Genomic DNA, 20,239 nt, shown 5'->3' on the forward strand with positions numbered 1-20,239 from the left:
GATGTGAGACACGCGGCGCCATTCCCCACGAGTATGGTCGCTTCCGGCCCGGGCCTCAACGGCCATTAGTGCAGAGCGCATCTGCAAAAATGCACACCGGACGCGGTTTTTAGTCGAAGGACTAGCCGAAGAAGTACTGCCGGAGCTGGTCGTTGAGCTGGCCGATCTCAGTGAGGAAGCCGTCGTGTCCGATCGGCGCCTCGATGGTGTGCACGGTGACGTCGCCCGGCAGGGCGTCGGCGAGCGCCTGGGACTGGGCCGGGAAGTACAGCCGGTCCGAGTCGACGGCCGCCACCAGGAACTCCGCGGTGGCCGGTGCCAGGGCCTCCGTGAGGGCGCCGCGGCCCCGGCTGATGTCATGGCTCATGAGCGCCTCGGTGATGGCGATGTAGCTGTTCGCATCGAAGCGGCGGACCAGTTTGTTGCCCTGGTGGTCGAGGTAGCTCTCCACTTGGTAGCGCCCCCGCCCGGCGAGGGATCCGGCTTCCAGCGGAGCCTCCGCGCCCTGGGCGTTCCGGCCGAAGCGGCCGTCCAGCTCCGCGGCCGACCGGTAGGTGATGTGCGCGATCCGCCGGGCCAGCGCAAGGCCCGCTTCCGGTTCGGGCCCGCCGTAGTAGTCCCCGCCGTTGAAGTTGGGGTCCTGCCGGATGGCGAGCGTCTGCGCCTGGGCGAAGGCAATCTGTTCTGCGGTGCTGCTGGCCCCGACCGAAATGACGCCGCAGCGCTGGACCCGTTCCGGGTGGCTGACGGCCCACTCCAGGGCACGCGCCCCGCCCAGGGAGCCACCCAGCACGGCGTACCAGCTCCGGATGCCCAGGGCGTCCGCCAGCCTGGCCTCGGCCTCGGTAGTGTCCCGCAGCGTCACGAGCGGGAACCGCGAGCCCCACGGCTTCCCGTCGGGCGCCGCCGACGAGGGCCCGGTGGAGCCGTAGCAGCCGCCGAGGATGTTGATGGAGACAACGAAGTATTTGTCCGTGTCCACGGGGGCGCCGGGGCCGGCGAGCTGCTCCCACCAGCCCGGTTCCTCGCTGGCGCCCCGCGTGACGTGGGTGTCACCCGTCAGCGCGTGCTCGATCAGCACGGCGTTGGAGCGTTCCGGGTTCAGGGTCCCCCACGTCTCGTAGCCGAGGGTGACGTCCGGCAGCCGGGCGCCGGATTCGAGCTCCAGATCCCCGATCCGGAGGTACTGGACCGTGCCGTCGAGGACTGCGTCAGCAACGGGCGCGCCAGCAACAGACGTGTCAGGGACACTGCGACCCGGGACCGGGGATTGGGGGGCCTTGCTTACAGGTGCACCCTGGCGGGTGGCGGCAATCGTCATGTGGGACCTCACTTCGCGCTTGCCCGCCGTCAGCTGACCGGCGGGCCAGGTCTTCACCCGGGGCACCCCACCGCAAAAGGAGGGTTGCCGGCCAGCAAGCCGGGGCTGTCGCTGGCACTCATGACCTCCACCGAGTCTACGAAATGCGGCGGCCCGGTGGCGAAGATTGTGACGCCCGTATGACTCCCGGCGTCGTCAGCTGCGATTATCCGGGCCCCGGCGCCCGCGCCATACGGCAGGGACGCCCGGGCCCTGGCGGACATCAGGCGGACTTGGCCGCACGGAATCCGGCGTCAAGGTCGGCGAGGATGTCGTCGATGTGCTCCAGGCCCACGGAGAGCCGCACGAGGCCGGGGTTCACGCCCGCAACCGTCTGCTGTTCCGGCGAGAGCTGGCTGTGGGTGGTCGACGCCGGGTGGATGACCAGCGAGCGCACGTCCCCGATGTTGGCCACGTGTGAGTGCAGTTCGAGGGCGTCCACAAAGCGTTTGCCGGCCTCCGCTCCCCCGGCGAGGTTGAAGGAAACGACGGCGCCGGTCCCCTTCGGACCGTACTTGCGGCCGCGCTCGTACCAGGGGCTGGAGGGCAGCCCGGCGTAAGCGACGGATTCGACGTCGTCCCTGGCCTCGAGCCATTCGGCCACCTTGACGGCGTTGGCGACGTGCCGCTCCATGCGCAGGCTCAGGGTCTCGATGCCCTGGGCGATGAGGAAGGCGTTGAACGGGGACACCGCCGAACCGAGGTCGCGCAGCAGCTGGACCCGCGCCTTGAGGATGTAGGACAGGTTGGCGCCGAGGGCACCGTCCGCACCAAGGTCCCGGGCGTAGACCAGTCCGTTGTACGTGGGGTCCGGGGTATTGAAACCGGGGAAGCGCTCCGGGTCCTTGCCGAAGTCGAAGTTGCCGGAATCCACGATCACGCCGGCGATGGCCGCGCCATGTCCGCCGAGGTACTTGGTCGCGGAGTGCACCACGATGTCTGCGCCCCACTCGATCGGGCGGATGAGGAACGGTGTGGAGAGGGTGTTGTCCACGATCAGCGGCACGCCGGCCTCGTGGGCCACCTGCGAGATGCCCTCGATGTCCAGCACGTCCTGGCGGGGGTTGGAGACGACTTCGCCAAAGAACAGTTTGGTATTGGGCTGAACGGCATCCCGCCACTGCGCCAGGTTGTCCGGGTCCGCCACGAAGGTCACGGAGATGCCGAACTTCTTCAGCGTGTGCGCCAGCAGGTTGTAGGTGCCGCCGTACAGGCTGGGGCTGGCCACCACATGGTCGCCGGCCTCCGCGACGTTCAGGATCGCAAAGGTCTCCGCGGCCTGTCCGGAGCTCAGCAGCAGCGCCGCTAGTCCGCCTTCCAGGCTGGCCACCCGCTGCTCCACAGCGTCCTGGGTGGGGTTGCCGATCCGGGTGTAGATGGGAGCCAGTTCGGCCAGGGCGAAGCGGTTGGCGGCGCTTTCGGCGCTGGGGAAGACGAACGACGTCGTCTGGTAGATCGGCAGCGACCGGGCACCGGTGGCGCTGTCCGGCTCCTGGCCGGCGTGGATCTGACGGGTTTCGAAGGACCAGGCACTGGACATCGGGACACTCCTTAGGGGACCGGGCACAGGAAGCACCAGAGCCCCTGGGCCCGGGTCCACACTGGTGCCGCGCTTGCCCTCCGGCGGGTGCCGGACGGCCAGGTCTTCACCCGGGGCACCCCACCGCGAAACGAGGGTTGCCGGCCAGCAAGCCGGGGCTGTGCGCTGGCACTCATGACCTGACCCCAGTCTAGGAAGCGGTTCCGGGCCCTGGATAGCTTTGTGACGAACATGAAGTTGCCCGGCCGGCGCACCCGGCCGCGGCCTTCAGATCCCGGCATTGACGCGGAGAAATGCCGGGCCGGACAGCCCACGGGAGGACATCCCATCACGGTTAGGAGAACCTAAGCTGAGAGCCGCATCACAAAGTGTCAAGATGAGGGCATGCGCATGGATCACGTCTCTTACGCCTGTGAACAAGATGGCCTAGCTGCCACCACCGAACGAATTGCGTCTGCCCTCGGCGTGGAAGCCGTGAAGGGCGGAGTACACCCCCGATTCGGGACCCGCAACATGATTATCCCGCTCGCGGGACACAAATACGTTGAAGTCGTGGAGGTCCTGAACCACCCGGCCTCCGACAAGGCGCCCTTCGGCCAGGCCGTCCGTGCCCGCTCCGAAGCAGGCGGCGGCTGGATGGGCTGGTGCGTCGAAGTTGACGACCTCGCCCCGTTCGAGGAGCGGCTGGGACGCGCTGCCGTCAACGGCAACCGCAAGTTCCCGGACGGCCGCGAACTGGTCTGGAAGCAGATCGGCATCCTCGGACTCATCGCCGATCCCCAGGTCCCCTACATGCTCAAGTGGGAGGGCGATCCGGAACTCCACCCGTCCAAGGCCTACGAGAGCAACGTCAAGATGTCCGCGCTCACGATCGCCGGCTCGGCGGAGCGCGTCACCGAATGGCTCGGTGTTCCGGTCGAGAAGCCGCTGGAGGACGTGGCCGTGAACTGGCTCGCTCCCCGCGGGACACCCGGCATCCTCTCCGTCACCTTCGAGACAGCTTCCGGAGCCGTCACCATCTGAGTTCCTTACCGCCCCACACTTCGGCCGCCATCAGCGGGTGCCAATGACGTCACCCACCGATGGCGGCCGAAATCTTTTTAAGCCAACGCGGGGTCAGCCGAGGCCGATGGCCTTGCCGAAGAGGCTGAAGCCGACGAACGCCACGATGTCCAGTGCGGCATGGGCGATCACCAGCGGCATCACGCGGCGGGTCCGGAGATAGACCAGCGCGAAAATCACACCCATGATGGCGTTGCCGGCGAACGGCCCGAACCCCTGGTACAGGTGGTAGCTGCCTCGCAGCATCGAGCTGGCGAAGATGGCAACGGGCATGGCCCAGCCCAGCTTGGGGAGCCGGTCCAGCAGGTAGCCCACCACGATCACTTCCTCCACGACCCCGTGCCGGATCGCGGAGAGGATCAGCACCGGCACCGTCCACCAGTAGGAGTCGAGCGCACTGGGGATGATCGCCGTCGTAATCCCCAGCGCCCGGCCAGCCGCGTAAAGGCCCAGCGACGGGATTCCGATCAGCGCCGCGAGGCCCACTCCCTGCAGCAGGTCCTTGCCGGGCCGGGCGAAATTGAAGCCCAGCTTGCCACACGCCGCGGCCGCGGTGCGGTGCTCGGAGAGGAAGTAGATCACCAGTGCCACAGGCACCAGGGCGAAGAAGATATCCAGCAGCTGGTAGGTGAGGTCAAAGTACTCGCGGGGGCTTTGCGAGCGGTTCAGGGTGGAGGTCCCCTGGGCCAGCGGCGCCTTCGTCATTTTGTCCAGCAGCTGCACCACCGAGTAGACGGCCGACTGCCCCAGTGACAGACCCAGGACAATCCACACTTCTGTCCGCAGCCGACGGCGGGAGGGAACCAACATGTTCCTATCTTGCCTGTACATTCCGTCAGTTGCCTGAAACCGGGCATTACCGGGGCTGCCGCCCGCCCGGGCCTATGCTTGGGGTTTATGAGTGCGCCCGGGAAAATCATCATGATCCGGCATGGCCAGTCCGCCGCCAATGCCGACACCTCGATCTACAACCGGGTGCCCGATTACCGGATCCCGCTGACCGGGCTCGGCGTCGAACAGGCCCGGGCAGCCGGTGAAGAGGTCCGGCGGCTGCTGGACGGCAAGCCCGTCTGTGTGTACGTCTCCCCTTATCTGCGGGCCTACCAGACCCTCGAGGCGCTCAATCTCGGCCCGCTGGTGGAGCGGGTGATCGAGGAGCCGCGGCTGCGGGAGCAGGACTGGGCGAATTTCCAGATCGCCGGGGAGATTGAGGACCAGAAGGAGCTCCGCAACGCCTACGGCCACTTCTTCTACCGCTTCCGCGAAGGCGAGTCCGGCTCCGACGTCTATGACCGGATCTCCTCCTTTATGGAAACCCTGTACCGGCACTGGTCGAAGCCGAGCTACGCCCCCAACGCGCTGTTCGTGACCCACGGGCTCACCATGCGGCTGTTCTGCATGCGCTGGTTCCACTGGTCGGTGGAGTACTTCGAGTCCCTCAACAACCCGGACAACGCCGAGGTCCGCACCCTGTACCGCTCCGCGGACGGCAAGTACGAGCTCGACAAGGCGTTCAGCCAGTGGGAGGCCCGCCGCGTCGACGAGACCGTGCTCGACGCCCCGCCGATGTTCTTCTAGCGGCCGCGCTTCATTCCGGCGTCAGCGGGCGCGGGCGCCGGCCCGCCAGACGGCGTGGGTCAGCGGGATGCCGGGCCGGTAGGCCAGGTGGGTGGCGGACGGTGCGTTGAGCAGGTGCAGGTCCGCGCGGTGTCCGACGGCGATCGAACCGACCGCGCGTTCGCCGTCGGCGTCGTTGCCGGACTCCCGGCCAAGGGCCAGGGCGCCGCCGTATGTTGCGGCGCGCACGGCCTCGTGGACGCTGAGGCGCATCTGGAGCACGGCGGTGGTGACGCAGAACGCCATCGAGCTGGTGTAGGAGGTGCCGGGGTTGCAGTTGGACGCCAGTGCGAGCTGCACGCCGGCGTCGAGCAGTTCCCGGCCCGGTGCCAGCGGCTGGCGGGTGGACAGATCGCAGGCCGGCAGGCACGTCGCCACCGTGCCGCGTCTGGCACCCGTGCCACCGCCGCTGCTGCTGCCGGGGTCCCAGCCGGACCAGCTGGCCGCGAGGGCGTCGACGTCGGCGGCGGACAGGTAGTTGACGTGGTCCACGCTGGCGGCGCCGAACTCCACGGCGAGCCGCACACCGGGTCCCTCACCGAGCTGGTTGCCGTGCACCCGCAGGCCCAGTCCGGCGTCCCGGCAGGCCTGGAGCACGCGCCGGGACTGGTCCTCGGTGAAGGCACCGCGCTCGCAGAAGACGTCGGCCCAGCGCACAAACGGCCGCACGGCGGCGAGCATGGAGCCGCACACCAGCTCCGTGTACTCCTCGGCGTCCATCCCCGCCGGCACAAGGTGCGCGCCGAGGTACGTGACCTCGTCAACGACGGTGGAGGCGATCCGGGCGCTGCGGGCCTCGTTCTCGACATCCAGGCCGTAGCCGGTCTTGGTTTCGAGGTACGTGGTGCCCTGCGAAACAGCTTCGGCCACCCGGCCCATCGCCAGCCGGGTGAGGTCGAAGTCACTGGTGGCCCGGGTGGCGCCGGTGGTCACCGCGATCCCGCCGGCACTGTAACTCTCCCCCGCCATCCGGGCCTCGAATTCGGCCGTCCGGTCGCCGGCGAAGACGAGGTGGGTGTGCGAATCGACCCAGCCGGGCAACAGGGCGCGGCCGCCCGCGTCGACGGCCTCATCGGCGGCCGGCGCGTCCGCCGCCTGCCCCAGCCAGGCGATCCGTTCGCCCTCGATCACCACGGCCGCGTCCTTGAGGACCCGGTGGTCCAGGTCCTGGGTCATCAGCTCGGCAACGTTGGTGATCAGGGTGCTCATGAGTCCATTCTTCAGCGCCGGATGGACCAGCGCGTCGCCGCCAGCGCCTTCGCTGTCCGGGATGCCGGACCGGCCGCGGTGTCGCCGCCGGCGGCCGGGCCGGCGCCCCGGCCCGCGAGGATCAGACCGGCGGCCAGTTCGGCGATGCCGGAGGAGGTCTGGAAGCCGTAGCCGCCCTGGCCGGCGAGCCAGAAGAATCCGGGGGCTTCGGCGTCGAACCCCACCACCGGGACGCCGTCGGCCGCTTCCGTCCGCAGCCCTGTCCAGGCCTGGCGGACGCCGCGGATGCCGAGGGTGGTCAGGGTGTTGAGCCGGGCGATGAGCCCTTCGATGTCTCCCGGGTGCGGCTGCGCGTCCTCGGGCCCGCTGGGTTCGTGTTCCGACGGCGAAATCAGGACCTGTCCGTCGTCGCGCCGGAAGTAGAAGGAGTCGTCGGCGGCGGCCACCATGGGGCTGGACTCCGGGAGGGGATGCTCGACGTCGACAATCGCCGCGGTGCGCCGGTACGGCTGCAGCTGGACCTTCTCGACGCCGCTGAGCACGGCCAGTTCGTCGGCCCAGGCGCCGGCTGCATTGACCACGACGGCGGCCTGGAAGCCTTCCTGCCCGGCACCGAGTTCCCAGCCGGAGCCGAGGCGCTGGGCCGAGTGGACCCGGGCGCCGGTGATGATGTCCACGCCGCCGGCTTCGGCGCGCCGGCGGTGGTCCTCAAGGAGCAGGGGCGCGTTGCAGGCGAAGGAGCCGGTGTCCAGGCCGGCGGCGGCGAAGGAGTCCGGGAGCAGGGCCGGGCAGAGTTCCAGGGCCTCGGCATGGGTGATCGGCCGCATGTGCCCGCTGGCCTGCTCCCGCACGGTGGCGTCGTCGCCGATCAACATGAAGCTGCGCGGCGAGAGCACCGGTTCCGGCCGGTGGGCGTCCTGGGCGGCGATCAGTTCGAGGGTGCGGAGGGTGAGCTCCTGGACCGCGGGCGGCCCGTAGCTGGGGATCAGTTGCCGGGCCGAGCGCGCCGACGTGTGGTACGCCAGGGTCTGCTCGGCTTCGACCAGGGCGACGCTGCATTTCCCGGCGAGGGCTGAGGCAAGGGACAGGCCGGCGATACCGCCGCCGACAATCACGACATCGTAATTAGCTGACATGGTTCCATCCTTGCAGACGGATGCGGTTGCGGCGCCCCTGTGGCGCCGCAACCTGAGAGCTGCGCGGCCGGCGAAGCTCCGTTTGGCCGTCGACCCTAGCTGGCGACGGCGGCGCGGCTGCGCACGAAGGCCTGCACGCATGCCTCGACGTCTTCGGCGCTGTGCGCGGCGGAGAGCTGGACGCGGATCCGGGCCGCGCCCTTGGGCACCACCGGGTAGCTGAACGCCGTAACAAAGACGCCGTTGTGCAGCATGGCGTCCGCCACCTTGGCGGCCATCACGGCGTCGCCGAACATGACCGGGACGATGGCGTGCTCGCCCGGGAGCAGCTCGAAGCCTTCTTCGCTCATGCGGCTCCGGAACAGCCCGGCGTTGGCGAAGAGCTTGCTGCGCAGTTCGCCGGAGTTCTCCACGAGGTCCAGGGCCTTCAGCGTGGCCGCGACGATGGCCGGGGCCAGCGAGTTGGAGAACAGGTACGGGCGGGCCTTCTGGCGGAGCATGGCGACGACTTCGCGGCGGCCGGAGACGTAGCCGCCGGAGGCACCGCCCAGGGCCTTGCCGAAGGTGCCGGTGTAGATGTCCACGCGGTCCGAGACGCCGGCGTGCTCCGGGGTGCCGGCACCGCTGGCGCCCATAAAGCCAACGGCGTGCGAGTCGTCGACCATGACCAGGGCGTCGTACTTTTCGGCGAGGTCGCAGATCGCCTCAAGCGGGGCGAGGAAGCCGTCCATCGAGAAGACGCCGTCCGTGACGATGATCTTGCGCCTTGCCGGGTTCTCCTGCGTGGTCGCCTCGATCAGCTTGGATTCGAGGTCCGCCATGTCCTGGTTGGCGTAGCGGAAGCGCTGGGCCTTGCAGAGCCGGATGCCGTCGATGATCGACGCGTGGTTCAGCGCATCGGAGATGACGGCGTCTTCCGGGCCGAAGAGCGATTCGAACACACCGCCGTTGGCATCGAAGCAGCTGGAGAACAGGATGGTGTCCTCGGTGCCGAGGAATTCCGAGACGCGTGCCTCCAGCGCCAGGTGCAGGTCCTGGGTGCCGCAGATGAACCGGACGCTGGCCATCCCGAAGCCACGGTCGTCCATTGCGGACTTGGCGGCGGCGATGATCTCCGGGTGGTCCGCGAGGCCCAGGTAGTTGTTGGCGCAAAAGTTCAGCACGTCCGCGCTGGACTCGCCGATCTGGCCGGCCTTGATGTGGTTGGCCTGGGGCGAGTCAATGTGCCGCTCGGTCTTGAACAGTCCGGCGCTGCGGATCTCGTCCAGTTCGTGCTGCAGCTGGTCCTTGATGGCTGAATACATTTAGGTTGGGCTCCTCAGCTGGTGGGGTCGGTGGGCCGAAACGGTGGCGGGTTAGAAGCAGGTCCAGTCCAGGACCACCTTGCCGCCCACGCCGGCGCGGGCGATCTCGAAGCCCTTTTCCCAGTCGGTGGCGGGAAGGGTGTCCGTGACGACGGCGGAGATGTTGGCGCGCAGGACCGGGTTGGAGGACAACATGGCGCTCATGGCGTACCAGGTCTCGAACATTTCGCGCCCGTAGATGCCCTTCATGGTCAGCATATGCGTGACCACTTTGCCCCAGTCGATGTCGATGGACTGGCTGGGCAGTCCGAGCATCGCGATCCTGCCGCCGTGGTTCATGTTGTCGATCATCTCAGGCAGGGCCGTGGGGTGTCCCGACATTTCCATGCCGATGTCGAATCCCTCGCGCATGCCCAGCTCGCGCTGGGCGTCCTTGACGCGCATCTTCGAGACGTCGATCGCGAGGTCGACGCCGAGGGCCCGGGCCAGTTCCAGCCGCGGCGCGGAGACGTCGGTGATGGCGATCTTGCGGGCGCCGGCGTGGCGGGCGACGGCGATCGCCATCAGTCCGATGGGCCCGGCACCGGTGATCAGCACGTCCTCGCCGACCAGGGGGAAGCTGAGCGCGGTGTGGACGGCGTTGCCGAAGGGGTCGAAGATGGCGCCAAGTTCCGGCGTCACGGACGGGTCCTGGTGCACCCAGACGTTGGTTTCGGGGATCACAACGTACTCGGCGAACGCGCCGTCGCGCTGGACGCCGACGCTGACGGTGTTGATGCACATCTGCTTGCGGCCGGCGCGGCAGTTGCGGCAGATGCCGCAGACAATGTGGCCTTCGCCGGAGACGCGGTCCCCGACCTTGACATCCAGGACGTCCTCGCCGGTCTCGACGACTTCGCCGTAGAACTCGTGGCCGGCGATCAGCGGGGCGTTGATGATGCCCTGCGCCCACGCGTCCCACGACTGGATGTGCAGGTCGGTGCCGCAGATGCCGGTGGTCATGACGCGGATCTTGACATCGCCGGGGCCGGTTTCCGGCTCGGGACGGTCAACCAGCTCGAATCCTGCGTGGGCGCCGGCCTTGTAGAGAGCCTTCATGGGCCTTCCTAACTGTGCCATCCATCAAGCACGTGTGGTCCGCTGCCTGGGACAGCTGTGTGGGTCAACTCACCCCCATTAGAGCCGCTGCAAAGCATTAGCACAACCTGATTTTTCTCAATCGACGATTTAGCATCTCCTTGCGCATAGACTGGGCGGCATGGAAATCCACCAGCTGGAGATGCTCCGCGAACTCGGGGCGCTCGGGAGCGTCAAGGCCGTCGCGGAAACCCTGCTCGTCACGCCGTCGGCGGTATCCCAGCAGCTGGCCACCCTGCAGAAATCCGTGGAGGTGCCGCTGACCCGCAAGGAGGGCCGGAACCTGGTCCTGACCGAGGCCGGGCAGGTGCTCGCGGACGCCGGAGCCGCCGTCGTGAGCGCCATGGCCGATGCCCGGACGGCGATCGGCGCCTACCACGGCTCCCCGGTGGCGCCGGTGACGCTGAGCGGCTTCCACAGCGCGGGGCAGGCGTTGTTCGCGCCGCTGGCCCGGCTGCTGGCCGCGCCGGGGCAGCCGCGGATCCTGCTCACGGACGAGGATGTGGCCCAGCAGGACTTCCCGGCGCTGACGGCCCGGTATGACCTGGTGCTCGCGCACCGGATGGACCACAGCCCGCGCTGGCCCCAGGAGCGGGTCGCGGTGATCCCGCTGGCGCATGAGCCGCTGGACGTCGCGTTGCCTGCCGGGCACCGGCTGGCCGCCCAGCGGGCGGTGACGGCGGACGACGTCGTCGGCGAACCATGGGTGACCAGCCGCACCGGATACTCCCCCGCGGACGTGCTCTCCGCCGTCGCCGCCGTCTCCAGCCGGGAACTGAACATCGTCCACCGGATCAACGATTACTCCACGGTGGCGGCGCTGGTGGCGACCGGGAGCGTGATCGGGCTGCTGCCGCGGTACACGGCGCGGCCGGTGCTGAACCCAGGCATTGTGCTGCGGCCGCTCGAGGGCATCAGCACCCGGCGTCGGATCGATGTCCTGGCCCGTCCCGAGAACCTTAAACGCAGATCGGTCATGATGGTCTGCGAAGCACTGCAGACCATCATGACCGATTTAGTGGGCGGCTAGGACTTAGCCTTCGACGCCGAGGCGCTCCAGGATCAGTTCCTTGACGCGGCCGGCGTCGGCCTGGCCGCGGGTGGCCTTCATGACGGCGCCGACGATCGCGCCGATCGCCTGGAGCTTGCCGCCGCGGATCTTGTCCGCGACGCCGGGCTGCGCGGCGAGGGCCGCGTCGATGGCTTCGAGCAGGGGGCCGTCGTCGGAGACTACGGCGAGGCCGCGCTTGTCGACGATTTCCGCCGGGGTGCCTTCGCCGGCGAGCACGCCGTCGAGGACCTCGGTGGCCATCTTGTTGTTGATCCTGCCGTCCTCGACCATCTGGTTCAGTTCCACGATGGTGGCCGGTGAGACACCGAGCTGGCCGGGGTCGACGTCGGCGTTCTTGGCGCGGCCGACGATCTCGCCCATCCACCACTTGCGGGCCACCGTGGCGGTGGCGCCGGCGGCGATGGTTTCCTCGATCTCGTCCATGACGCCGGCGTTGACGACGTCGCGGAACTCCAGGTCGGAGTAGCCCCAGTCGGCCTGCAGGCGCTTGCGGCGGGCGGCCGGCGGCTCGGGCAGCGTGGCCCGGAGCTCCTCGACCCATTCGCGTGAGGCGACGATCGGCACGAGGTCCGGCTCCGGGAAGTAGCGGTAGTCATCGGCGTCGGACTTGGGCCGGCCCGAGGTCGTGGTGCGGGTGTCCTCGTGCCAGTGGCGGGTTTCCTGGACGACCGGCTCGCCGGAGTCCAGCACGGCGGCGTGCCGCTGGATCTCGTAGCGGACGGCGTGTTCGACGGCGCGCAGCGAGTTGACGTTCTTCGTCTCGGAGCGGATGCCGAAGCGTTCGCGGCCGTGCGGGCGGAGCGAGACGTTGGCGTCGCAGCGCACGTTGCCGCGTTCCATCTTCGCGTCCGAAACGCCGAGGTTCTTGACGATCTCGCGGACAGCGGCGACGTAGGCCTTGGCGAGCTCGGGCGCGCGGCTGCCGGCGCCCTCGATCGGCTTGGTGACGATCTCCACGAGCGGCACGCCGGAGCGGTTGTAGTCCACGAGGGAGTAGTCCGCGCCCTGGATGCGGCCGGTGGCGCCGCCCATGTGGGTCAGCTTGCCGGCGTCCTCCTCCATGTGCGCGCGTTCGATTTCGACGCGGAAGATGGTTCCGTCGGAGAGCTCGATGTCCAGGTAGCCGTCGTACGCGATGGGCTCGTCGTACTGGGAGGTCTGGAAGTTCTTCGGGGTGTCCGGGTAGAAGTAGTTCTTCCGGGCGAAGCGGCAGGTCTCGGCGATCTTGCAGTTGAGCGCCAGGCCGATCTTGATGGAGGACTCGATCGCGGTCTTGTTCACGACGGGCAGGACGCCGGGCATGCCGAGGTCCACCTCGTTGACGTTGGTGTTGGGCTCGTCGCCGAAGACGTTCGGCGCGGAGGAGAACATTTTCGTCTTGGTGTTGAGTTCCACGTGGACCTCGAAGCCCAGGACGGGATCGTACTTCTCCATCGCCTCTTCGAAGCTGAGGGTTGCGTCAGTCATTAGTAGGAACCTCCGTGGCTCGCGGGGGCGCCAGCAGCAACTGCCGGTGCAGGATCAGTCAGGGAAGGAGCCTTGTCCAGCAGCGGGCCGCCCCACTGTGCCTCGAGCAGGGATTCGAGCACCGCACCGACACGGTACAGCCGGGCGTCCTGGCGGGCCGGGGCCAGCAGCTGGACGCCGACCGGCAGCCCGTCCTCGTCGGCCAGGCCGCCGGGCAGGGACAGCCCCGGGACACCGGCCATGTTGGCGGGGATGGTGGCGACGTCGTTGAGGTACATCGCCAGCGGGTCGTTGAGCTTCTCGCCGAGCTTGAACGCCGTGGTGGGCGCCGTCGGGGAGATCAGCACGTCGGCCTTGACGAACGCGGCGTCGAAGTCGCGCTGGATCAGGGTGCGCACCTTCTGGGCCGAGCCGTAGTACGCGTCGTAGTAGCCGGCGCTCAGCGCGTAGGTGCCCAGGATGATGCGGCGCTTGACCTCGTCGCCGAAGCCGGCGGCGCGGGTGGCGCCCATAACGCGTTCGATCGTCATCGGGCCGTCTTCGGGCAGGACCCGCAGGCCGTACCGGACGCCGTCGAACTTGGCCAGGTTCGAGGAGGCCTCGGACGGCATGATCAGGTAGTAGGCGCCCAGGGCGTACTTGAAGTTGGGGCAGGAAACCTCAACGATTTCCGCGCCGGCCTGCTTGAGCAGCTCGAGGGATTCGTTGAAGCGGTTCTCGACGCCGGCCTGGTAGCCCTCGCCGTGGAGTTCCTTGATGATGCCGATCTTCATGCCGCGCACGTTGCCGATCGACGCGGCCGCCACAAGGTCCTCCATCGGGTCCTGCAGCGACGTGGAGTCGTGCGGGTCGTGGCCGCCGATGACCTGGTGCAGCAGAGCGGAGTCCAGCACGGTGCGGGAGACCGGGCCGATCTGGTCCAGCGAGGAGGCCATGGCGATCGCGCCGTAGCGGGACACGCCGCCGTAGGTGGGCTTCACGCCGACGGTGCCGGTGACGGCGCCGGGCTGGCGGATCGAGCCGCCGGTGTCGGTGCCGAGGGCCAGTGGGGCTTCGAAGGCCGCGACGGCGGCGGCGGAACCGCCGCCGGAGCCGCCGGGGATCCGGTCGAGGTCCCAGGGGTTGTGGGTGGGGCCGAAGGCGGAGTGCTCGGTGGAGGAGCCCATCGCGAATTCGTCCAGGTTGGTCTTGCCCAGGATCGGCATCTTCGCGGCGCGCAGGCGCTTGACCACGGTGGCGTCGTAGGGGCTGTGCCAGCCTTCGAGGATCTTCGAGCCGGCCGTGGTGGGCTGGCCGACGGTGACGATCAGGTCCTTGACGGCGATCGGCACACCGGCGAGGGCGTGAAGCTCTTCGGCAGCGGCGCCGCCGGCGGCGCGGATCGCGTCCACCTCGGCGGCGACGGCGAGCGCCTCGTCCGTGTTGACGTGCAGGAAGGCGTGGACCTTGCCGTCGACGGCGGCGATGCGGTCCAGGTGGGCCTGGGTGATCTCGACGGCGGAGACCTCGCGGGCGGCGAGCTTGCCGGCGAGGGCTGCGGCGGAGGAGCGGATCAGTTCGTTGTTCTCAGTCATGTTCTTAGCCCTCATCCAGGATTGCCGGGACCTTGAAGCGGCCTTCGTACGCGTCGGGGGCGCCGGAGAGTGCCTGCTCGGCGGTGAAAGTGTGGCCCACAACGTCCTCGCGGAACACGTTCGTCAGCGGGATCGGATGGGACGTGGCCGGGACGTCGTCACCGGCGGCTTCACTGACGGATTTCACTGATTCGACGATGACGGCGAGTTCGCCGGCCATCCTGTCGAGCTCTTCAGCACTCATCTCGATGTGCGCGAGACGCGCGAGATGCGCGACGTCGTCGCGGTTGATCGCAGCCATGGATCTCCCCTGCAAGTTCGGATTATTTTCCGTCCCAGTCTACGTGTCCCTGCGTGTTGTTACTGTCCGGCGCCAGGCCGGACGATCCTTTGGCTGCTCGCTCGTTCCTCGCTTGGACGCAGCCGGCAGGATGTCCGTCCCGTCACCGTTGCGCCTCCCTCACCGAACGCGACTGTCGAGTCCGGAAAAATTCCGAACTCGACAGTCTCGTTGTTTGATTTTGTGGTGGTGGTGGTTTGTTAGCCGATGCCGATGGCTCCCGTGAGGACTCCTACTCCGAGCATGACCAGGGAGATGACGGCTGTGCGCCAAAGGACCTTTTTGTGGTGGTCGCCCAGGTCCACCTTCGCGAGGGAGACCAGGAGCAGGATCGCGGGGACCAGCGGGCTCTGCAGGTGGAAGGGCTGGCCGGTGATCGAGGCGCGGGCCATGTCCGCGGCGCTGACGCCGTAGTGGGCCGCGGTCTCGCTGAGCACCGGCAGGACGCCGAAGTAGAAGGCGTCGTTGCTCATGAAGAACGTCATGGGGATGCTGAGCACGCCGGTGATGATGGCCATGAACGGGCCCATGTCCGCAGGGATGATGGCAACGAGCCACTCGGACATCGCCTTGACCATGCCGGTGCCGTTGAGGACGCCGGTGAGGACTGCCGCGGCCATGACCATGCTGACGACGGCAACGATCGACGGTGCGTGCGCGATGAGCTGGGCGCCCTGGTCCTTGACCTTCGGGAAATTGACCAGCAGGGCGATCGCGGAACCCACCATAAAGACGAACGGGAGCGGAATGACGTTGGCGACGAGCGTGACCATGACTGCAACCGTCAGGCCGAGGTTGAACCAGAACAGCTTGGGACGCAGTGTCGTGCGGTTGGGGTCCAGCGCGGTGTCCGCCATGGCGGAATCGCGGTCGTCGACCAGGTCCTCGGTGCGTTCCAGGACTGCTACGGAGGAGCCGCCCGCGGAGGGGCTTCCGACGGCGGGGGCTCCCCCGGCAGGGCCGGAGGACGTGCGGCCGAAACCGAAGCGGCCGGTGCCGCCCAGGGGCGAGCCGCCGTCGAACGTGCCAGCGGTTGTATCCCAGATTTCCGGGGCGACGGCGCGGAGGCGGTTGCGCTCCTGCAGGCCCAGCAGCCAGGCGAACACGAAGACCACAACGAGGCCGGCAATGAGCGAGGGGATCATCGGAACGAAGACATCGTTGACGTCGAGCTTCAGCGCGGTTGCGGCACGGGCGGTGGGGCCGCCCCACGGCAGGATGTTCATGGTGCCGTTGGCGAGGCCCGCCACGCAGGTCAGGACCACGGGGCTCATCTTGAGGCGCAGGTAAACCGGGAGCATGGCCGCGGTGGTGAGGATGAAGGTGGTGGAGCCGTCACCGTCGAGGGACACGGCCGCGGCGAGGATGGCCGTGCCGAGGACCACCTTGGCGGGGTCGTTGCCGAGCTTGCGCAGGATGAACCGGACCAGCGGGTCAAAGAGCCCGACGTCGATCATCAGGCCGAAGTAGATGATGGCGAACATCAGCAGGGCGGCGGTGGACGTCATCGACTTCATGGAGTCCATGACCATGGGGCCGATGCCCAGTCCGGCGCCGGCGAAGAGTCCGAAGACGGTGGGGACGATGATGAGCGCCAGCACCGGCGTCAGCTTCTTCGTCATGATCAGCACCATGAACACCGCGATCATGGCGAATCCTAGTAATACCAGCACGGCCGGCTCCTTCTTCATTGAATCGCACCACCCCGGTGTGATGCGTACAACAGACGTTAGAGTGGCGCGCGTCACGGGTGGGCCTTTGCCTCATTTGATTGGCATACTGCTTGTTGGACGCATTTTGCGCATTGTGCTCACGCCCGAAGGAGGACCGCCGTGCCCCGCTTAACCGGCCGCGCTCCCCTGCGGTTCTCCACGCAGACCCTGCTGCTCCAGCTGGGAGTGGTGGCGCTGGTGGTGCTCCTGACGAGCGCGGTCCATGGCTGGCTCACCTACGACCGGCTGGGACGCGAGGCGGAGAACCAGGCCATCACGCTGGCCCGGACTGTGGCCTCGGACCCGCAGGTACGGACGGAAGTGCAGCAGATCAGCGCCCAGCCCGGCACTCCCCCGGCCGCCGAGCTGCTGGCCGGCCCGCTGATGGCCGCAGCCGAGGGCGCCCGCACCCGCACCGGGGCCCTGTTCGTGGTCATCACCGACGAGACCGGCCTGCGGCTCGCGCACCCCGACGCCGAGCGGCTGGGCGAACGGGTCAGCACGGACCCGTCCGAGGCCCTGGCCGGCAAGGACGTCACCACCCGGAACACGGGAACCCTCGGCCCCTCGGCCGGGGCCAAGGTCCCGGTGTTCGCCCCGGGCACGGACACCGTGGTGGGCGAGGTCAGCGTCGGCTACTCCACGGAAACCATCGGCCAGAGCCTGGCGCGGGACATCGTTCCGATCGCCCTGACCGCCGCCGGCGCCCTGCTGGCCGGCGTCCTGGCTTCCTTCCTGCTCCGGCGCCGGCTCCAGCGGCTGACGCTGGGCCTGGAACCGGAGGAAATCAGTACCCTGGTCCACGACCAGGTGGCGGTCCTGCAGGGAGTCGACGACGGCGTGATCGGCGTCGCCGCCGACGGCCGGATCAGCGTGTTCAACTCCGCCGCCCGGCGCCTGCTGGGCCGGCCCGATCTCACCGGGACGCCCTGGGCCGATGCCCCGGTGCCTGCCCAGCTGCTCGCGCTGACCAAAGCCGATGCCGCGGAAGGCGACGCGGTGGAGCTCCTCGCTGGCGGCCGCGTCCTGGTGGCGAGCGCCCGCAAGGCCCTTCACGGCCGCGAGGACCTGGGCTGGGTGGTCATGCTGCGGGACCGGACCGAACTCCAGCAGTTGACCCGCCAGCTCGATGCCGTGGGCACCATGTCCACCGCGCTCCGGGCCCAGCGGCACGAGTTCGCCAACCAGCTCCACACCATCGCCGGCTTCATGAGCATCGGCCAGCACCAGCAGGCCCGTGACTATCTGGCCCGGCTGGCCGCCACCGGGCCGCTGAAATTCCCCGTGGACCAGGCCGAGCTGCTCCAGGACCCGTACCTGCAGGCCTTCCTCGGTGCCAAAGGCGTCGAAGCGGACGAACGCGGCGTCACCCTGCGCCTCGGACCGGAAACCCTGGTCCGGGGCCAGGTCACCGAACCGCAGGAAGTCACCACGGTCCTCGGCAACCTGATCGACAACGCCGTGAACGCCGCCGTCGCGGGCTCGGCGCCGGACCGCTGGGTCGAGGTGGAGGTGCTCGACGAGCCCGGCACCGGGGCCGACGGCGGCACGCTGCTGATCGTCGTCGGGGATTCCGGCGACGGGCTGCCTCCCGCTGCGGCGGGCAGCGACGGAGACGCAGTGTTCGCGGAGGGATTCACCACCTCGGAACGCCCCGGCCGGGCGGGCGCCGGCCAGGGCCTGGGCCTCGCACTGGCCCGGCAGCTGGCCCGCCGCCGCGGCGGGGATGTGCGCGTGCTGGACCCGGGCTCCGCCGGCGGCCCCGGCGCGGTGTTTATGGCGACGCTGCCGGGGACCACGGTGTCCAACGGGGCGGCGCCCACTGAAACAAAGACCACTGAAAGGGACAACGATGTCTGAGGACTTCCGGGTGTTGATCGTGGATGACGATTTCCACGTCGCCAAGCTGCATGCAGCCTACGTGGACTCGGTGGCGGGCTTCCTGGCGCTGGCCCCGGCCGGCTCGGCGTCGCAGGCGCTGCAGGCCATCCACAGCCTGCGCCCGGACCTGGTGCTGCTCGATGTCTACCTGCCGGACGCTTCCGGCCTGGATCTGCTGCACCAGCTGGACGTGGACACGATGATCCTCAGCGCCGCCTCCGACACGGCCTCGCTCCGGCTCGCGTTCCGTCGCGGCGCACTGGGATACCTGCTGAAGCCGTTCACGGCCGAATCGCTGTCCCAGCAGCTGCGCTCCTACGCGCGCTACCGGCGGATCCTGGCCCAGCCGGGGAACGTCACCCAGGACACGGTGGAACGGGCCAAGCGCGCGCTCATCCCGGGGGACGTCATTGCCTCGGCCAAGCCGCGGTCCGCGACCGAGGCCGCCGTGCTGGAATCACTGGAACCGGGTGAGCAATATTCGGCGGCCGAAGTGGCGGCCCGGGTGGGTGTCTCCCGGGCCACCGCCCAGCGGTACCTGTCGGCGCTGGCCGACGACGGCGCCGTCGACATCCAGCTGCGGTACGGGACCACCGGTCGGCCGGAGCACCGCTACGGACTGCCGCCGGCAGCCGGCGCCTAAGCCCCCACCACACAAACGCTGTTAGCCGGCGCTCTTCTGGGCGACAAGTTCGATCTCGACCAGCATCTTCGGATCCAGGAACGGCAGCACATGGACCAGGGCCAGGCTGGGGCGGATCTCACCGAAGACTTCGCCGTGGGCGCGTCCGGCTTCCTCCCACTGGCTGATGTCCGTGAGGTACAGCTTGGACTGGACCACGTCCGCGTAGTCGAAGCCGGCGTCGGCCAGGACGGCGCCGAGTTTGTCCAGGATGTAGCGGGTCTGGGTGTAGAAGTCCGCACCGACCACGCCGTCCTCGCCGCTGGCGGCAGTGGCGGAGATGTAGAGCGTGTTGTCCACCTGGACCGCCCGGGAGTAGCCGACCTTCTGTTCCCAGACGGAACCGGTGCCGAATGTTTTGCGCATGGAGGTGCCTTTCGCGGTGTGGCTGGAGTCGGCACCACTTTAGGGCGGCGCGAGCCGCGGCCGGTAACCGCGCGGAAATGTGTCGGATGGGTTGGGTTCTTGCCGGGCTGCACCCCGCCGCCGGGGCCGTCGGCGTTCCGGGGGCACATTGGCGCGGACACGCCGTCAACTACAGCGCCGACGTCGAAAATCACGCCCAAAGTGCCCCCGGACGGTCACTGCACGGCACAGAATGAAGGTTTTGACGGTCAGCTGCCGATGTCCCGGTTCTTGCGGAAGGCGTTGGTGCGGGCGTGCTCGTGGACTCGGCTGAGTGCCTCGATCTGGGACCGGGCGTCGTCCGCGAGCGCGGTGAACGTGGCCGGGTCAAGCCCGAGCTCGGGTGCCAGCTCCTCCAGGGTCTGCCAGCCGCCAAGCTTTCCCAGGACCGCGGCGCGCATGAGTTCGGCCTCCAGCACCATGGTCAGCGGGGACCGGCGCACAATGCGGCCGTTGAGCTTGAGCCGGCCGGCGTGCTCGGCAAGCCAGGCGACGGCCTGGCGGTGTGGGCGCTGCCGCACGCCCAGGTCCCGGATCAGGCCGAGGAGCACGTCGCGTTCCTTGGTGATTTCCGCGCTGACCCGCGAGAGTTCGGCGGACACCGGGGTGCCGGCGAAGGCCTCGGCCATGCGCTGGATCCGGGAGACGCCGGCGGTGGAGCCGGTCAGGTGGTCCGAGAGGTACAGGCCGAGGAGCTTCCCGTCGATTGAGCCGGGGATGTGCGGTGCCATGGGTCCTCCA

18 protein-coding genes and 2 riboswitches are annotated in these 20,239 nt (G+C 68.6%); of the genes, 5 read left to right on the forward strand and 13 right to left on the reverse strand.

Annotation, left to right across the window (positions count from 1 at the left end; all coding sequences use genetic code 11):
* Window positions 1-121: 121 nt before the first annotated feature.
* Entirely contained in the window at window positions 122-1,321 is a 1,200-nt protein-coding gene (gene metX, locus GXK59_RS11555; RefSeq protein WP_160666900.1) for a homoserine O-acetyltransferase MetX, read from the reverse strand.
* Between the two features lie 10 nt (window positions 1,322-1,331).
* Window positions 1,332-1,447: riboswitch (SAM riboswitch) on the reverse strand.
* 136 nt (window positions 1,448-1,583) lie between these two features.
* On the reverse strand, window positions 1,584-2,900 hold the full coding sequence (locus tag GXK59_RS11560; RefSeq protein WP_160666902.1) for a bifunctional o-acetylhomoserine/o-acetylserine sulfhydrylase: 1,317 nt from the start codon (window positions 2,898-2,900) through the stop codon (window positions 1,584-1,586).
* A 64-nt stretch (window positions 2,901-2,964) separates the two neighbouring features.
* Window positions 2,965-3,080, reverse strand: a riboswitch (SAM riboswitch).
* 204 nt (window positions 3,081-3,284) lie between these two features.
* On the opposite strand from GXK59_RS11560, the gene GXK59_RS11565 reads away from it, so the two are divergent.
* A complete protein-coding gene (locus GXK59_RS11565; RefSeq protein ID WP_160666904.1) occupies window positions 3,285-3,923 on the forward strand; it encodes a VOC family protein in 639 nt (212 codons plus the stop codon).
* Between the two features lie 93 nt (window positions 3,924-4,016).
* Here the strand turns inward: GXK59_RS11565 and GXK59_RS11570 are convergent, their stop codons facing one another.
* Window positions 4,017-4,772: a CPBP family intramembrane glutamic endopeptidase gene (locus GXK59_RS11570; protein WP_160666905.1), complete on the reverse strand. Its 756-nt coding sequence runs from the start codon at window positions 4,770-4,772 to the stop codon at window positions 4,017-4,019.
* Between the two features lie 87 nt (window positions 4,773-4,859).
* Between GXK59_RS11570 and GXK59_RS11575 the strand changes: the two genes are divergently transcribed.
* Entirely contained in the window at window positions 4,860-5,540 is a 681-nt protein-coding gene (locus tag GXK59_RS11575) for a histidine phosphatase family protein (RefSeq protein WP_237393868.1), read from the forward strand.
* 21 nt (window positions 5,541-5,561) lie between these two features.
* Here the strand turns inward: GXK59_RS11575 and GXK59_RS11580 are convergent, their stop codons facing one another.
* From GXK59_RS11580 to tdh, 4 genes are all read right to left on the reverse strand, one after another.
* The gene (locus GXK59_RS11580; protein WP_160666907.1) at window positions 5,562-6,788 is read right to left on the reverse strand and encodes an amidohydrolase family protein; all 1,227 of its coding nucleotides are present in this window, start codon (window positions 6,786-6,788) and stop codon (window positions 5,562-5,564) included.
* 11 nt (window positions 6,789-6,799) lie between these two features.
* Window positions 6,800-7,924, reverse strand: coding sequence for an NAD(P)/FAD-dependent oxidoreductase (locus GXK59_RS11585; protein WP_160666909.1), 1,125 nt, complete (start codon window positions 7,922-7,924; stop codon window positions 6,800-6,802).
* Window positions 7,925-8,019: 95 nt separating this feature from the next.
* Window positions 8,020-9,228, reverse strand: coding sequence for a glycine C-acetyltransferase (locus GXK59_RS11590; protein ID WP_160666911.1), 1,209 nt, complete (start codon window positions 9,226-9,228; stop codon window positions 8,020-8,022).
* 51 nt (window positions 9,229-9,279) lie between these two features.
* Window positions 9,280-10,326, reverse strand: a complete 1,047-nt coding sequence (gene tdh / locus GXK59_RS11595; RefSeq protein WP_160666913.1) for an L-threonine 3-dehydrogenase — start codon at window positions 10,324-10,326, stop codon at window positions 9,280-9,282.
* Between the two features lie 160 nt (window positions 10,327-10,486).
* On the opposite strand from tdh, the gene GXK59_RS11600 reads away from it, so the two are divergent.
* Window positions 10,487-11,395, forward strand: a complete 909-nt coding sequence (locus tag GXK59_RS11600) for a LysR family transcriptional regulator (protein WP_160666915.1) — start codon at window positions 10,487-10,489, stop codon at window positions 11,393-11,395.
* Window positions 11,396-11,398: 3 nt separating this feature from the next.
* On the opposite strand, the gene gatB is transcribed toward GXK59_RS11600, so the two are convergent.
* The 4 genes from gatB to GXK59_RS11620 all read right to left on the reverse strand — a co-directional run bounded on the left by gatB (window position 11,399) and on the right by GXK59_RS11620 (window position 16,491).
* Window positions 11,399-12,904, reverse strand: a complete 1,506-nt coding sequence (gatB, locus tag GXK59_RS11605) for an Asp-tRNA(Asn)/Glu-tRNA(Gln) amidotransferase subunit GatB (protein WP_160666917.1) — start codon at window positions 12,902-12,904, stop codon at window positions 11,399-11,401.
* Entirely contained in the window at window positions 12,904-14,478 is a 1,575-nt protein-coding gene (gene gatA / locus GXK59_RS11610; protein ID WP_160666919.1) for an Asp-tRNA(Asn)/Glu-tRNA(Gln) amidotransferase subunit GatA, read from the reverse strand. Before gatA ends, gatB begins: the two co-directional genes overlap by 1 nt.
* Before the next feature lie 4 nt (window positions 14,479-14,482).
* Entirely contained in the window at window positions 14,483-14,779 is a 297-nt protein-coding gene (gene gatC, locus GXK59_RS11615) for an Asp-tRNA(Asn)/Glu-tRNA(Gln) amidotransferase subunit GatC (protein WP_024367481.1), read from the reverse strand.
* A gap of 239 nt (window positions 14,780-15,018) precedes the next feature.
* A complete protein-coding gene (locus tag GXK59_RS11620; protein ID WP_160669121.1) occupies window positions 15,019-16,491 on the reverse strand; it encodes a CitMHS family transporter in 1,473 nt (490 codons plus the stop codon).
* Between the two features lie 159 nt (window positions 16,492-16,650).
* Here GXK59_RS11620 and GXK59_RS11625 point away from each other — a divergent pair, with 159 nt between their 5' ends.
* Both GXK59_RS11625 and GXK59_RS11630 read left to right on the forward strand, forming a co-directional pair.
* Window positions 16,651-18,390: a sensor histidine kinase gene (locus tag GXK59_RS11625; protein WP_237393869.1), complete on the forward strand. Its 1,740-nt coding sequence runs from the start codon at window positions 16,651-16,653 to the stop codon at window positions 18,388-18,390.
* Entirely contained in the window at window positions 18,383-19,054 is a 672-nt protein-coding gene (locus tag GXK59_RS11630; RefSeq protein ID WP_160666921.1) for a response regulator, read from the forward strand. The genes GXK59_RS11625 and GXK59_RS11630 overlap by 8 nt, the downstream gene beginning before the upstream one ends.
* 21 nt (window positions 19,055-19,075) lie before the next feature.
* Here the strand turns inward: GXK59_RS11630 and GXK59_RS11635 are convergent, their stop codons facing one another.
* Both GXK59_RS11635 and GXK59_RS11640 read right to left on the reverse strand, forming a co-directional pair.
* Entirely contained in the window at window positions 19,076-19,459 is a 384-nt protein-coding gene (locus GXK59_RS11635; protein ID WP_160666923.1) for a RidA family protein, read from the reverse strand.
* Window positions 19,460-19,707: 248 nt separating this feature from the next.
* Complete coding sequence (locus GXK59_RS11640; RefSeq protein ID WP_160666925.1) at window positions 19,708-20,229, reverse strand: hypothetical protein; 522 nt, start codon at window positions 20,227-20,229, stop codon at window positions 19,708-19,710.
* Window positions 20,230-20,239: the final 10 nt, after the last annotated feature.

It is taken from the genome of Pseudarthrobacter sp. ATCC 49987, assembly GCF_009928425.1.
Lineage (GTDB): Bacteria > Actinomycetota > Actinomycetes > Actinomycetales > Micrococcaceae > Arthrobacter.

Excerpts from the sequence above, each read along its gene's own strand:
- GXK59_RS11590 (WP_160666911.1), bottom strand. The coding sequence starts at position 9,228 with ATGTATTCAGCCATCAAGGACCAGCTGCAGCACGAACTGGACGAGATC.
- GXK59_RS11575 (WP_237393868.1), top strand. The coding sequence starts at position 4,860 with ATGAGTGCGCCCGGGAAAATCATCATGATCCGGCATGGCCAGTCCGCC.
- GXK59_RS11585 (WP_160666909.1), bottom strand. The coding sequence starts at position 7,924 with ATGTCAGCTAATTACGATGTCGTGATTGTCGGCGGCGGTATCGCCGGC.
- GXK59_RS11560 (WP_160666902.1), bottom strand. The coding sequence starts at position 2,900 with ATGTCCAGTGCCTGGTCCTTCGAAACCCGTCAGATCCACGCCGGCCAG.
- GXK59_RS11640 (WP_160666925.1), bottom strand. The coding sequence starts at position 20,229 with ATGGCACCGCACATCCCCGGCTCAATCGACGGGAAGCTCCTCGGCCTG.
- gatB (WP_160666917.1), bottom strand. The coding sequence starts at position 12,904 with ATGACTGACGCAACCCTCAGCTTCGAAGAGGCGATGGAGAAGTACGAT.
- metX (WP_160666900.1), bottom strand. The coding sequence starts at position 1,321 with ATGACGATTGCCGCCACCCGCCAGGGTGCACCTGTAAGCAAGGCCCCC.
- GXK59_RS11600 (WP_160666915.1), top strand. The coding sequence starts at position 10,487 with ATGGAAATCCACCAGCTGGAGATGCTCCGCGAACTCGGGGCGCTCGGG.
- GXK59_RS11630 (WP_160666921.1), top strand. The coding sequence starts at position 18,383 with ATGTCTGAGGACTTCCGGGTGTTGATCGTGGATGACGATTTCCACGTC.
- GXK59_RS11635 (WP_160666923.1), bottom strand. The coding sequence starts at position 19,459 with ATGCGCAAAACATTCGGCACCGGTTCCGTCTGGGAACAGAAGGTCGGC.
- GXK59_RS11570 (WP_160666905.1), bottom strand. The coding sequence starts at position 4,772 with ATGTTGGTTCCCTCCCGCCGTCGGCTGCGGACAGAAGTGTGGATTGTC.
- GXK59_RS11565 (WP_160666904.1), top strand. The coding sequence starts at position 3,285 with ATGCGCATGGATCACGTCTCTTACGCCTGTGAACAAGATGGCCTAGCT.
- GXK59_RS11580 (WP_160666907.1), bottom strand. The coding sequence starts at position 6,788 with ATGAGCACCCTGATCACCAACGTTGCCGAGCTGATGACCCAGGACCTG.
- gatC (WP_024367481.1), bottom strand. The coding sequence starts at position 14,779 with ATGGCTGCGATCAACCGCGACGACGTCGCGCATCTCGCGCGTCTCGCG.
- gatA (WP_160666919.1), bottom strand. The coding sequence starts at position 14,478 with ATGACTGAGAACAACGAACTGATCCGCTCCTCCGCCGCAGCCCTCGCC.
- tdh (WP_160666913.1), bottom strand. The coding sequence starts at position 10,326 with ATGAAGGCTCTCTACAAGGCCGGCGCCCACGCAGGATTCGAGCTGGTT.